The following is a 13,529-nucleotide window of genomic DNA, read 5'->3' as shown; positions in this document are numbered from 1 at the left end:
ACTTGAAGCTAAGATTGCGATGATCAAGATATTAAAGAGAAACGACAAATTTAAATTAAAATTTTATAAAATTTTGCCAAATACGTAGCGATCATAGCCAAAAGCTTTACGAAATTTTATTTATTGGCGGACGCGGTATCTGCAGTCTTGGATCCCGCTTGCTCTAGCTGCTTAGACGCATCGCGCCTTAAAATTTTATCGTACTCCTCCACTCTTATCACCTTGCCCTCATACTCTATTTTAAGATCAAATTCCAAGCCTTTTAAGTGCAAATATCTAAAAAATTTATCCAGATCAAAGCCACTCGCACCATTAAGCTCATCGCCGCAGAGCGCGGAATAGCGCTTTATAAGCGTATCGTAGATACCAAGTAGCGCCGTATTGGGCGTTACTGAGCCGCATCTATTAAGATCGGGCAGCGAACCTCTGTTAAACCCGATTGCACCCTTTTCCCAATCCTTTGAGCGCTCCCTCATAATAAACCTAACTATATCATAATTAAAGCTATCCAACCAGCTCCAATCCAAAATAATCTCATCGTAACAATAATCATCCATATGCTCTAGGTATATTTTCTTATACTTCCTCAACGTATCCAAATCCTTACAGCAGTCATCGTATTTTTTTTGAATACGCTCATCGTCCGGAAGTCCTGCCAAATCGTATTTAAGCAGCAAATTTAGCATACTCACGTCATATCGTTGCGGCAGCATCTGATAGATGGAGCAGTTCGGCTGCCGCTCATCTTTGCGGTGTTTGAGCGTAAAAGCAATACAATGATCGTCCGTCCAAGCCGTAATCTCAGGTCTTACGCCGCTGCTAAGCATAAGCTCCGTCATCTGCAAAAATCCACCCGCTACGGCGTAATAGAGCGGATCAGATACCGCGCTAGTACCCTCGCTTTTAGGTGTTCCGTAATATGTCCTTACCTGTGCATCGCTAGTATCGGCGACCAAATAGGCATCGCAGCATCCCGGAGTCGCAAGCCACGGACGAACATATTTAACGCTAGAAAAGCTAGCTCCATGCTTAAGTAGAACTTCCGCGGCAGCGGTAGAGTTATTTTCGATAGCATAGCTCAGCGCCGAATGAGAAAAATCGTCCGTGCGGTTGATATCCGCTCCGTGATAGATCAGCTCCTCGGTAGTGTTTGCATCGTTGTAAAAGCTAGAATACATTATCGCCGTTATGCCAAAATACAGCGGATCGCCCGCAGTGATGCGCTGCTCTCGCATAAATGCCAAAATACGAGCAGTGTCCTTGGAGCGCAAAAGCTTGCAGAAATACTCCATTCGCTCATCGCCATGCACTACGCACTCGTCCAAATCTAACTCGGCGCCCAGCCTTTCGTACCGGTACCTTGCTATTGCAGCGCGATCCTCGTCCGTTAGCGGCGGATTGGAGGAGTTGCCGGAGGCTGCGATGCGGCTCGCCGTGGAATTTTGCGCGGGCTGAGTTTCGGATCTGTCCATAAATGCACCGCCTACGATCAAGAAAAATACGCCTGCCGAAACAACCAAACACGCTATGATGAGCTTGGATTTTATCTCTTTCAAAACGACCTCCGCAAATAAAATGACAAATACTACCGAGTGTGAGCTTAGCCGAATATAAACGGGCGGAATTTTGCAAGGTAATTTCGCTCGGGCGGAATTCGCAGGGCGAGATTTAAGAGGGCAAGGCGTAAAATTTTATCTGCAAAATTTTACCGATAGAATTCCGCGTAGAAATACCACAGGGGCAAAAATTTTACTGACGAAATTTATCCCGGCGGCAGGCGGTTAGAATTTTCAACAAGCTCTTCTACGCATAAAATTTAGCGCTAAATTTGACGTATTTATACTCGGTATCGCTACGAAATTTAGTGACGGCTACCATAAAATATTGAAATTGTAGTTTTAAATTTACCGCCCCTTCGCATATCCTCCTAGATAAAAACCGTATAGTCTTTTTAATATAGTCTATATTTATATTTTTCTGCAAAAAATACTCTCTAACTTCGTCGTAAATTTCACTGCTATACAAATAAATCAAATAGTAGTGTGCCGATACGACAACGGAATAATATAAATATCCGCCATGCCACGGCTCATCTACTTTTATAAATGGGAAAATTTTAAATCCTTTTATGCCTTTATTTATGCAAAAATACACAACGAATTTTATCAACACATTTGTCACATACATAAAAAAATAATAACACCCAGAAAAACCCAACGAGTCAATACGATAAAAAATTCTGACATTTTTGGCAAATCAGAAAAATATTCTTATAACAATTTAAGACTACCTGTAATAGGTGCACCTTTACCAATGCTTTTTCCACTCATTTATATCTCTTTTATTGGGGGATTTGACTACATAAAATAATTTACTTTATCGCTAATATCGATATCGAGTTTATTTAAAAAATATTCTCTTACCTCTTTTGTATCTTTTTTTGAAACCAAAGGAACTATCTGTTTTCCAGTTCTTGTTTTAATGCATAAATATCCTGGATTATAAAATTCAAATTTTTTATTTTGAAGTATCGAAAATAGGAATATTGGCAAAAATCTAACGACAAGTATAGAAATGACAAAAATAATTTCTTGATAGCCAAAACCTGACAATAGAGAAATCAAACACAAAATAAAACATAAAACATTTATTTTCAATTTATAGTTTTTCTTAATAAAGCTATCATTGTTTATTTTAAAAATTTCCAACCCGCTTGATATGTTTTTAAAATATGTTATGTGCGAATTGTTGATAATAATATCGTTTTCTTTTGCAAAATAGCAATACAAGGCAAACAGGCACAAAAATAAAACACTTAAAATAAAAGTTGAATTTTGATTATATAGCAAATATGTTCTACCGCCATAATATAAATCTATCAAACCTTTGTTATACAAAATTTTTATGAAAATAGACGGAATAATGATTGCTATGATGATATAAAATAGCAAGTGCATAATGCTGTAATTTTTTATAACTATCGGATCCTTATCGTAGTCTCTAGCCCCAGTTTTAGAATTTTTATTAGAAGCGGCATCATCAGAATTTGAATTTTGAAATTTTAGATTTCCTTCTATGTTTAAATTTGAGTTATCGGATTTTGAAACATCAAAATTTTGAGCGTCAGAATTTTCTTGCGAGCCTTGCTCCACATTTTGACGCCGTTCATTTAGAATTTTCTTTAACTCTTTGGGCTTTGCTTCGTTCATCCTTATCCCTCGCTAGCGATCTTAAGCGATTTCGTATTTTACTTCTTTATCGCTTGGGATAGTATTAAATTTAAAGCTACTTCGCTTGTCTGACTCAAGCATTTTGGAATTCGTCTATCGAGGTAAAATTTATAAAATTGGAAGATAAATTTAAGCGGGAAAAACCCGCTTAAATTTTATTTGCCGCAGCCGCATTTGCCCTGAGCGGCAAGCTTGCGGCGGATATAGGCGATTTTGCTTTGAAGCGGAAGGTGCTTAGGGCAGTTGTCCTCGCAGCCTAACAGCGTCATACAGCCGAATACTCCGTCATCATCGCCGATTAGCTCGTAAAAATCCTCGTCGCTGCGTTTATCCAGCGCATCGATCTGAAAGCGTGCCACGCGGTTGATGCCGACGGCGCCGATGTAGTCTTTTCGCATTATCGCTACGCCGCATGCAGCTACGCAGATACCGCACTCGATGCAGCGATCCAGCTCGAAAACCTCCTGCGCGACCTCCGGTTCGACCTTCTCCTCAAGCTTTGAGATATCGGTCTCGTGATCGGTGTGGATCCAGCTCTCTACGCGTTTGCTCATCGCATTCATCCAGTTGCCCGTATCGACGCTGAGGTCTTTTAGCAGCTTGAAAACCGGAAGAGGCATAAGCTCGATCACGCCATCCGGATAGTCCTTGGTAAGCGTGCGGCACGCAAGCTGCGGCTTGCCGTTTACGAGCATACCGCAGCTACCGCAGATACCCGCGCGGCAAACGAAGTCGAAGCTTAGCTCGGGATCAAATTTCTCACGAATCACGTTAAGCGCGATAAACAGCGTCATTCCGTCGGTCTCTTCGAGCTCGTAAGTAGCGAAGTGCGGCTTTGAAATTTTGCTTAGCGGATTATACTTAAATGCCTTTATTGTTATTTTTCTACTCATATCCTATACCTGCTCTTTCGTTAGGTGCTTTATATTTTGGCTGCAATTCATAATGCATCAATGCCTCTTGAATTTCATATCTGCCCTTGCCCTCGGCTTGCATTTTCTCGCGAATTTCATCAACCTCTTTTTGGCGCACGGCGCTGTCCGGATGCTCGATGATATTGCCTTTGGCGCCGTATCCGCGGAACGCAGGCGGCATCTCCATCTTCATAATATCAAGCGGCTCGTAGCTTAGAGTAGGCATAGTATCGCCCTCCTTCCAGCTCGCAAGCGTTCGTTTTAGCCAGTTTAGATCGTCGCGTTTCGGATAATCCTCGCGGAAGTGCGCGCCGCGGCTTTCTGTGCGATCAAGCGCGCCCTTAGCAATACAAAGCGCGAGTTTTAGCATTTTCGGTACGCGATAAGCCTCCTCAAGCTCCGGGTTTCCGAAAAGCTCTTTATTGCTTACTTTGACGTCCAAGGACTGCTTGTAAAGCTCCTCGAGCTCTTTTACGGCTTTGGCTAGCCCATCGCCGGTGCGGAAGATCGCGCAGTGCTCCCACATCACGTCTTTCATCTTGTTTTTGATCTCAAATACGTTAAATTTACCCTCTTTTTCAAGCAGGCTTTTCATGTAGTTTTGCTCTTTATCTACGAATTTTTGTATATCGTGCGTATTGATATCGACGTCGTGTCCTTGGCAATACTCTGCAAAATACTCGCCCACGATCATTCCTGCGACGACGGTTTCGGCGACGGAATTTCCGCCCAAGCGGTTAAAGCCGTGCATATCCCAGCACGCAGCCTCGCCGGCGCTAAAAAGCCCCTCTAGCGTTGGGCTCTCGCCCGTAGCTTTTGTTTTGATGCCACCCATCGAGTAATGCTGCATAGGAAGGATCGGAGCCCAGCCTTTACCGCGCTTTCTGCCCTGCTCGTCGGTTATTACCTCGGTGTCGGCAGGATCGATGCCGTTGAAAATTTCGCAAATTTCTTGCACGTCGCGTAAATTTTTCTCGATATGCTCGCGTCCGAGGATCGATATGTCAAGCCAAACGTGCTCGCCGTAAGGGCTTTTGACGCCCTTACCTTTTCTTATATGCTCCATTATACGGCGGCTTACGACATCACGGCTAGCAAGTTCCTTTTTCTCGGGCTCATAATCGGGCATAAAGCGATAGCCGTCCACATCGCGTAAAATTCCGCCGTCGCCGCGGCAACCCTCGGTAAGCAAAATTCCGCTCGGAACGATAGGGGTCGGGTGAAACTGCACCGCTTCCATATTTCCAAGCTGCGCGACGCCCGTCTCAAGCGCGATAGCAGCACCTATACCCTCGCAGACGACGGCGTTTGTGGTGTGCTTATATACTCTGCCATAGCCGCCGGTAGCGATTAGCGTGCCCTTTGAAACGTATGCAATCAGCTCGCCGGTAACCAAATCGCGCACGATTGCGCCGTAGCAGCGGTTATTTGCATGAATTAGCGCGATCGCTTCCTTGCGGTCGTGGATATCGACGTTGTGCTTTAGCGCTTCGTTTGCAACGGCAAAAAGCATAGTATGTCCCGTAGCATCGGCGGTATAGCAGGTTCGCCATTTTTTCGTGCCACCGAAGTCGCGGCTGTGGATAAGCCCGTGAACCTCGTCTTTTTCGGTAATTGTGGTTTTTTGAGCGTTGATAATAGCGCTTCGCTCGCCTCTAGTAATCCTGGTCCAAGGAACGCCCCAGCCAGCAAGCTCGCGGATCGCCTTAGGCGCCGTTTGCGCAAACATCCTAGCGACGTCTTGATCACAGCCCCAGTCGCTTCCTTTTACGGTATCGGCAAAGTGCACGTCCTCGTTGTCACCCTCGCTCATTTTGGAATTTCCCAGAGACGCCTGCATGCCGCCTTGGGCTGCCGCAGAGTGCGAGCGCTTAACGGGGATCAGACTCAAAACGATGGTGCTAAGCCCTTTTTCGCCGGTAGCGATCGCAGCTCTTAAGCCCGCCAAACCGCCGCCAATAACTAAAGAATCGCAATATATTACATTCATCCTAAGCTCCCTATTCTAAACTTAACCATTTGAAATCGGCGATTATCGAAAGCAAGAAAAATGCACCCCAAACGATGAAAACCGTCTTTTTGATGAGGGCTCTTTTCCTTTGAATTTCCGCCTTCGTGCCGTCTATGCTGATCCATTTCATATATAATCTATAAATTCCGATGCTAGCGTGGGTTACTACGAAAATCAATAAAACGAAATAAAATAGATGAAGCTGTCCGAATCGCGCGATAGCAAGATCTGCGGTGATCTTCGGACCAAATACGATCGTTAAAATATGCGCCGCCGCAAAGAAAAATAGTAAAAATCCCGTCCAAAACTGAAACCACCAAAGCGTCGTGTCGCAATGCTTCATTCGCATTTTGTGCGCTTTAAACGCTCTGTAAGCGGCGTAGTTAGCTGGAAATTTTCTCATCGCCAAAAACGCGTGAACTACGAAAATCACGAAAATTACAAAAGCGACGATGTTTGTAACGAAATAAATTCCGCCAGGTTCGGCGAAATGTACGACGCCTTCAAACGCGCCCTTACCGATCAAAATCGTGCCGGTAAATATCATATGACACAGCATAAAACAGGCCAAAATCAGCCCGCTGATGCTTTGCGCCACGTCTTGCAAAGCCATAATGCGGCTTTTTTTGCCGTCTATGGATCTGCCCGTAAAGCCTTCAATGCGACCTAGCATAGGTTCTCCTTAAAAAAGATGATTATAAATCCCCGCTAAACGAAAATTTACATTTTTGTAAAGAGATTATATTACTTTTTAACTTTAGATTAATTTAATTTCTGCAAATTAGTTTTTTCTTCAAAGACTGCTTTAAGAAAACTGCTATCAAAAACATAACTAAAGATAAAATTTGCCCCATCGATAAATTTAAAAATATAAAACCGAGTCCGTCGTCCGGCTGCCTAAAAAATTCTACGAAAAATCTAAACGCCGTATATAGCATCGCGTATAAACATATCAGTTCGCCGTTAAATTTCTTGCGTTTGCGGTAGAAAAATAAAATCACGAAAATTACCAGCCCTTCCAAAACCGCTTCGTAAAGCTGGCTTGGATGGCGCAACGTGCCGCCCACCAAGATCCCCCACGGCTCGCTCGTCTCGCGCCCGAAAAGCTCCTGATTTAAAAAATTTCCCACGCGTCCGAAAAAATATCCAAGCGGCACGCTAAGTGCCACGAGATCGAGCAGCACCCACATGTCGGTTTTAAATTTTTTGCAAAACCAAACCGTCGCGATCACGAATCCGACGACCGCGCCGTGATAGCTCATACCGCGAATGCCCACGAACTCGCCGTTATGAAATGGGTTAAAAATTTGCCACGGATGGCTGAAATACCACGCCGCCTCGCCCGAATAAATCGCGATGTATCCAAGCCGCGCGCCCAAAATGACGCCAACCTCGACCCAGATAAAGTAGCGATCAAGCATCTTATCGCTAAAGCCAAGGCCATCTTTTCGCACGAAATATTTGGCGACAAATAGTGCCGTAAGCAGCGCCAAAACATACATAATGCCGTACCAGTGCACGTTTATGCCAAACGCGCTGAATGCCACGGGATCAAAGTGGGCGTAAATTTCGTTCCAGTAATTCAAATTTTTCCTTTATTTTAAATTTTAAAATTTAGCAGCGCCCATAGGACGCTGCGTAGCGCACGTTCGACAAAAGACGCAAAGCGGCGCATACGCAGGCACTAAATCTCAGTTTTCGAACGCGCGAAACACGTAATGCGCGGATGCTTAGCGATAGCGTCAAACGATGCGCAGGGCGCCTCGCATGAAATTTCAAGCGGTGGCGCCAGATGGGGCGCAAAGCGCTACACGTAAAGCACCGAGCGGCGATACCAGACGACATACGAAGCGACACGCAAGACGCCGAAGCGCAAAGCAGCGCAACGCGGACAAAGCGCGCAGTGCCCTAATACAGGCAGTGTAAAACAAGAACGCCGGACGCCGAGCAAAACTCGCAGTGCGCGCAAAACAAACATCAGGCGGCACATATGCAAAATACCGAATGCCGCGCAGAATTTAAAACGACGCGCGCTATGTATCAAGCACCGACGCACAAAACAGCAAGGCAGCTACTTTGCATCCACGCAGATAATGCAGATATAATTCGCCCATCTTGCTTAGCTTATCGCGCCCGCAGGAGCTGTACCGACTACAGTGCAGGGAATTAGCTCCAAACCTATCTCTACGCAGCACTCTCCGTGTCGAACACGCAAAAAAAAGACCGAGTGCGCGTTCTAAATTCTAAATTTTAAATTCCAAGCCCCGGCGTCTCTTTCATCACGCGGCAAAAATCCGCCAAAAACCACCCGAGCGCCTTGTAGTAGCTGCTTTTGGCGTTTATCTGCACGTGCGTAGCAAGCGCGGAAAAGCTAGGAATGATAAATTGCGCCAGATATAGCGTCAAAATTTTATGCGATTTCGCGTCCGTGTTTTGCTTAAAGATCATGGCAAGCAGCGCTAGCATATTGGCCGCGTGAGCGCTTTTAAGCTCCGCAAAAGGCTTTTTGAAACGGCATTTTTCATAAAACAGCTCCACTTCGCTTTCGCTTATGAGCTTGAAAAAATCCATCTCAAACGCCCCTTTTAGCGCCTCAAAATCGCGCCCTAGCGCCGCGTAGTCCTCGCCCTGAACCTTTTGCCAAAGCTCGTGGCCGTTTTTGTTCTCGATATTTTTATTTACGATGATCCAGTTTTTGCCCAAGCCGCGCAACTTCTGCTCATCTATCACGCCTTTAAAATTCGTCGCAAAGATTATGCAGATCACCGAGTATAGCTCGCCTAGTTTCATCTTTTTCCTTTAAATTTAATCAAATTTCGCTCGCCTTTTTTAGCTTTTCGATGCCGAATTTTTCCCAAATCCTACTTAAAGATCGATCTAAGCTCTGCTGCTTTTTATCGATTTCGCAAAAGAGCAGCGAGCTGCCCGATTTGCCGCTAAAATTTGAAAGATTTAGCGCTACGTGGATTATCTGCGCGCCTTTTTTCACGTCGCAGAGCTTAAACAGCTCAAGCGCGGTCTCGCTCAGCAAGCTTAGACTAAACGCCCTATCCTGGCTGATCTGATGCGAAAACTCCTCGCGCGATTTGTAGCGGATCTTTAGATCATATGTCGCGGGCTTTAGGCCCCTTGCGAGCACTTCGCCTGCCAAATGGCGCGCCAAAATTAAAATTTTACGCCGCAGCTCGTCCCGATCGGCGCACGGCGCGAAGCTGCGCCCAAAGCCGATACTTTTGCGCTCGCGCTTTGAGACGACCCGGCCCTCATCCTCGCCGCTAAGGGCTGCGAAAATTTTCCTGCCGTTTGCGCCCATCTTTTCAAAAATTTCTCTGTGCCCTAGCGCGTCGCCGAAGCTTACGATGCCGTATTTGCCGAGCGTTTTTTGCGCCGCTTTGCCGATGCCTGGGAATTTCGCTACCGGCACGGAGGATAGCTCGCGCGCGATTTGCGATTTTAAAATTTGCCGCACGCCGAAGGGTTTGGTAAGGCTCGTGGCGAGCTTTGCGATGAGTTTTGCTTCGCTAAGACCGACGCTGCACGGAAGGCTAAAGCGGCGCATAATCTCGCTCTGTAAAAACGCGGCAAAGCCCAGCGCGTCCGCATCGTAGGGAGTACCGCGTAAATTTAGAAAAAACTCGTCGATGCTAAATTTTTCGATCTCGGGCGTAAAGCTTAGTAAAAACTCATAAATTTCGCGTGAAGCTTTTCGGTATTCGCCATGTCTGGCGCGCACCAAAATGAGCTGCGGGCAGAGTCCGAGCGCGATTTTAACGGGCTGAGCCGAGTGCACGCCGTCCGCTCTGGCCTCGTAGCTCGCACTTAAAATCACGCTGCCAAGCTCGCTCTTGCCGCCGAAAATCTCCTCGTCGCCGCCTCCGACGACTGCGATCTTTTTGCCCACAAGCACGGGATCGGCAAGCCTCGCAACCGAGACGAAGAAGCTGTCCAAATCGATGTGAGCTATCAAACTATGTCGATCCCAAAACCGCTAAGCCCCGCGTAATCTTTCGGCTCGCTCTTGCTTAAAATTTTGATTTTTTTCACGCCTAGATGCGCTAAAATTTGCGCTCCGATGCCAAAGCTCTTAAAATCGGCGCGATTTTGCGCGGATTTTAGCATCAAAAGCACGCCGCCCTCTTTGCGCAAAACGTCCAGATCGCGCATGAAATCGTTAAATTTCGTATCGCTTAAAAATTCCAGATCGCTTGAAATTTTATGAAATTTCACGTTCGTCTGCGCGCTCTTTTCGGGTTCGCCGAAAATATATGCGCGGTGCTCGTTGCCCTCGTGATCGCTCACGTCGTAAAATTTCGCCGCCTCGCCGCACAGCATGCCCTCGCGCGGCTCGCTAAATTTAACGAGAGTTTCGTGCTTTAGGCGGTACTGCACGATCTGCGCGACCGAGATCATATTGATGCCGTGCTGCGCGCAGAATTTTTCCAGATCGTCCCTGCGCGCCATATCGCCGTCGTCTTTGACGATCTCGCAGATCACGGCGCTTTGCGAAAGCCCCGCCAAGCGGCACAGATCCGTTGAACCCTCAGTGTGCCCCGTGCGAGCGAGCACGCCGCCGCTTTTGGCGATGAGCGGGAATATATGTCCCGGGCGGACGAAATCATCCGCGCGAGCGCCCACGCGCGACATCAGCTCGATCGTCATATTGCGCTCATACGCGCTTACGCCGGTCTTGGCATCCTTTGCGTCGATCGTAACGGTAAAGGCGGTCTCGTGGCTTGAAGTGTTTTTATCGACCATTAAGCTTAAACCCAGCTGCTGCGCTATCTGCGGACTAAGCGCCACGCATAGTACTCCGCGAGCGTGCGTGATAGCAAAATTTACCTTCTGTGCGCTGCTAAATGTGCTCGCAAACACTAAATCACCCTCGTTCTCGCGATCGACGTCATCGACCATAACGAGCATTTTGCCATTTTTCAGATCCTCGATCGCCTGCTCTACGCTGATCATTATCTCTCCTTTAAATTTAATTCTACAAATGCCGCCTTTAGCTTCTCAAAAAGCGGGGCGAACGAAACGCCGTTTACGCGGACGTTTGCGATCGTCGTGATGAAATTCGTATCGCGCTGCCACCGCGGCACGAGATGATAGTGCACGTGCTCGGCGATACCAGCACCCGCGGCGGCGCCGAGGTTCATGCCGATATTTACACCGTTTGCGCCCAGAGTGCGCTTTAAGATCCCCACTCCGGCGCGCACGTAGCGACTCATCTCCGCCCACGTATCGTCGCTAAGACACTCGATATTATCGACATGCTCGTAAGGTATGACCATAAACGCGCCCGGGCTGTAGGGGTAGAGGTTCATCACCCCGAAGCAGTGCCGCGCGCGAAAAAGCACGCCGTTGCGATCATCAAACGCCGCATCCGCCGCCGCGTCGCAGAAGGGACAGCCGCTTCTTTTTTCGGTAAAATACTCGCTTCGCCAAGGGGCGCAAAGATAATCCATCTCTTTTCCTTTCCGAAATTCCAAAATTCTATGGAATTTTAAAATTTGCGTTTCGCAAAATTCTATGAAATTTGGAATTTAAAACTTCTAAATTTCATAAAATTTTATTTACGCAGCTCGCGCTTGCTCAAACGACGCAAAGTTATGCGCGCGGCAGGCGCGACATACTTTGCAATCGCGGGGCGCTTCGGCGCAATACGCACTCTGCGGATCGAAACCCGCGGCGGGCATTGGTGCGCATTTGACGGACACTCATCGCGCGGCAAACATAGCGTCTAAGTCCGCACCGTAGCCGTTTGCGCGGCGTGCGATAATAAGCTCGCGATGCCAAAGCGCAGCGTGGATGCTTGCACGGCATACGATATCAAATCTACGCAGTCGTTTGCGCGGCGCATTATAACAAAACTTTGACGCACTCACAGGCACGGTACGCGGTGCCAAACCTGCGCTGCAATCACCATCGCAACACGCGGTAAAATTTAACGCGGCGCGGTCATAGCGTAACTGTATTGCAGCTGCGGCTTAATCGCATAGTATCGCAGGGTATCGTAGCCCTGCTAAGCCCCTACGCCGTCTGCTTTTGTGGTAGATCGCTTTGCGCAGTTATCGTAAGCACAGCTCCTCTGGGCGACTTAGGTCGCGAGCTGTGATTAAATTTACGACGCCGTATATAATCGCCAAAACCGGGCTTGAGAGCGCGCTAGGCATACAAGGCGTTACGATAGACGCGCAATTATCGGCGCTTAATGCTACAAGCGCAACCCCGCGCGCGCGAAGCTTCGCAAACGTAAAGCTAAATTTAAACCCACGCTTTTTGCACCAGCTCGTGATACGACGGAAAGCTATACAAACGAAAGGCGTAAATTTAAACCTCGCTCCGCAGCCGCTCTCGCAGCGCGTGATAATAAACTCACGACGCCAAAGTGCAGCGCGGATGCTTACGCCGCGTGCGATATTTGATCACGTCGCAGCCGCTAAATTTAAAGAGCCGTTAAATTTTAAAGTCCGTCGAATTCTACGAATTTTAAAATTTACCGCCTTAAAATTTCGCTCTCTTCGCTAAATCTAACTTCTCGTTCCGATCTGATCTTGCGCGATCAAACAAGTCGGTTTAAATTTCGCCGCCCGCGCCGAGCTTTATCTCGCGCAGTGCCGCGCCGACGTCATTTTGGCGCATAAAATACTCGCCGATCAAAAACGCATCGACGCCCGCCTCGTGCAAGCTTAAAAGCTGCTCGTGCGAGTGCAGGCCGCTTTCGGCGACGATGATCTTGCCGTTTGGAATCAGCGGGATTAGCCGCTCGCTCAGGCTCGTATCGACCTCAAAAGTCTCTAAATTTCGATGGTTGATGCCGATAATATCAGCCCCTGCGAAGACCACTTTTTTCAGATCGTCCTTATCGTGGATCTCGCACAGCGCCTCAAGCCCCAGCCTACGGGCAAACTCAAGCAGCTCTCTTAGCTGTTTACCTTCCAGCGCTTTGGCGATCAGCAGGATAAAATCCGCGCCGTAAACCAGCGCCTCGAGGATCTGATAGCGATCGACGATGAAATCCTTGCGCAAAATGGGCGTGCGGGTATAGCGGCGGATCTGCGGGATGAACTCCAAATCGCCTCTGAAATAATGCGGCTCGGTAAGCACCGAAAAGGCGCTCGCACCTGCATTTTCATACTCCACGGCAAGGCTTAGCGGCTCAAAATCCTCGCGGATGATCCCCTTGCTCGGGCTTGCCTTTTTGATCTCGGCGATGATGCGAAGCGGGTCCTTCTCATCGCTTCTAAGCGCGCTTATGACGTCACGCGGCTCGTAGGGATTGGCGCTTAGCGAGCGGCCGAGCAGATCCTCGGGTAGCCTTTCTTTGCGAAGCGCCAGATCCTCGCGAGTGCGCTTTAAAATTTCGTCTAAAATCAT

General features: G+C 47.5%; 13 protein-coding genes. 1 reads left to right on the top strand and 12 read right to left on the bottom strand.

Going from position 1 to position 13,529, the window contains the following annotated elements; all coding sequences use genetic code 11:
* Positions 1 to 116: 116 nt before the first annotated feature.
* The 11 genes from CGRAC_RS04060 to CGRAC_RS04010 form a co-directional block, all read right to left on the bottom strand.
* Positions 117 to 1,556, bottom strand: coding sequence for an ankyrin repeat domain-containing protein (locus tag CGRAC_RS04060; RefSeq protein ID WP_005872112.1), 1,440 nt, complete (start codon positions 1,554 to 1,556; stop codon positions 117 to 119).
* Between the two features lie 247 nt (positions 1,557 to 1,803).
* Positions 1,804 to 2,169 (bottom strand): hypothetical protein, encoded by a 366-nt coding sequence (locus CGRAC_RS04055; protein WP_005872115.1) that lies wholly within the window; start codon positions 2,167 to 2,169, stop codon positions 1,804 to 1,806.
* A 188-nt stretch (positions 2,170 to 2,357) separates the two neighbouring features.
* Positions 2,358 to 3,209 (bottom strand): hypothetical protein, encoded by an 852-nt coding sequence (locus tag CGRAC_RS04050; protein WP_005872116.1) that lies wholly within the window; start codon positions 3,207 to 3,209, stop codon positions 2,358 to 2,360.
* 176 nt (positions 3,210 to 3,385) lie between these two features.
* Positions 3,386 to 4,123 (bottom strand): fumarate reductase iron-sulfur subunit, encoded by a 738-nt coding sequence (locus CGRAC_RS04045; protein WP_005872117.1) that lies wholly within the window; start codon positions 4,121 to 4,123, stop codon positions 3,386 to 3,388.
* Entirely contained in the window at positions 4,116 to 6,134 is a 2,019-nt protein-coding gene (locus tag CGRAC_RS04040; protein WP_005872118.1) for a fumarate reductase flavoprotein subunit, read from the bottom strand. Before CGRAC_RS04040 ends, CGRAC_RS04045 begins: the two co-directional genes overlap by 8 nt.
* Before the next feature lie 10 nt (positions 6,135 to 6,144).
* Complete coding sequence (locus tag CGRAC_RS04035) at positions 6,145 to 6,828, bottom strand: fumarate reductase cytochrome b subunit (RefSeq protein WP_005872119.1); 684 nt, start codon at positions 6,826 to 6,828, stop codon at positions 6,145 to 6,147.
* Between the two features lie 94 nt (positions 6,829 to 6,922).
* Positions 6,923 to 7,741 (bottom strand): prolipoprotein diacylglyceryl transferase, encoded by an 819-nt coding sequence (gene lgt, locus CGRAC_RS04030; protein ID WP_005872120.1) that lies wholly within the window; start codon positions 7,739 to 7,741, stop codon positions 6,923 to 6,925.
* A 664-nt stretch (positions 7,742 to 8,405) separates the two neighbouring features.
* The gene (locus CGRAC_RS04025; RefSeq protein ID WP_005872125.1) at positions 8,406 to 8,945 is read right to left on the bottom strand and encodes a hypothetical protein; all 540 of its coding nucleotides are present in this window, start codon (positions 8,943 to 8,945) and stop codon (positions 8,406 to 8,408) included.
* A gap of 19 nt (positions 8,946 to 8,964) precedes the next feature.
* Positions 8,965 to 10,122 carry a DNA polymerase Y family protein gene (locus CGRAC_RS04020; protein WP_005872127.1) on the bottom strand — a complete coding sequence of 386 codons (1,158 nt, stop codon included), beginning with the start codon at positions 10,120 to 10,122 and terminating at the stop codon, positions 8,965 to 8,967.
* Entirely contained in the window at positions 10,119 to 11,120 is a 1,002-nt protein-coding gene (locus tag CGRAC_RS04015; RefSeq protein WP_005872129.1) for a bifunctional 3,4-dihydroxy-2-butanone 4-phosphate synthase/GTP cyclohydrolase II, read from the bottom strand. Before CGRAC_RS04015 ends, CGRAC_RS04020 begins: the two co-directional genes overlap by 4 nt.
* Positions 11,120 to 11,617 (bottom strand): HIT family protein, encoded by a 498-nt coding sequence (locus tag CGRAC_RS04010; protein WP_050346312.1) that lies wholly within the window; start codon positions 11,615 to 11,617, stop codon positions 11,120 to 11,122. The genes CGRAC_RS04015 and CGRAC_RS04010 overlap by 1 nt, the downstream gene beginning before the upstream one ends.
* Positions 11,618 to 12,263: 646 nt before the next feature.
* Here CGRAC_RS04010 and CGRAC_RS04000 point away from each other — a divergent pair.
* Positions 12,264 to 12,680 carry a hypothetical protein gene (locus CGRAC_RS04000; RefSeq protein WP_005872140.1) on the top strand — a complete coding sequence of 139 codons (417 nt, stop codon included), beginning with the start codon at positions 12,264 to 12,266 and terminating at the stop codon, positions 12,678 to 12,680.
* Positions 12,681 to 12,728: 48 nt separating this feature from the next.
* Here CGRAC_RS04000 and trpC read toward each other — a convergent pair whose 3' ends face one another.
* Entirely contained in the window at positions 12,729 to 13,529 is an 801-nt protein-coding gene (gene trpC / locus CGRAC_RS03995; protein ID WP_005872141.1) for an indole-3-glycerol phosphate synthase TrpC, read from the bottom strand.

The organism is Campylobacter gracilis (assembly GCF_001190745.1).
In the GTDB taxonomy this organism is placed as follows: Bacteria; Campylobacterota; Campylobacteria; order Campylobacterales; family Campylobacteraceae; genus Campylobacter_B; species Campylobacter_B gracilis.
This window is presented reverse-complemented; position numbering and strand designations above follow the sequence as displayed.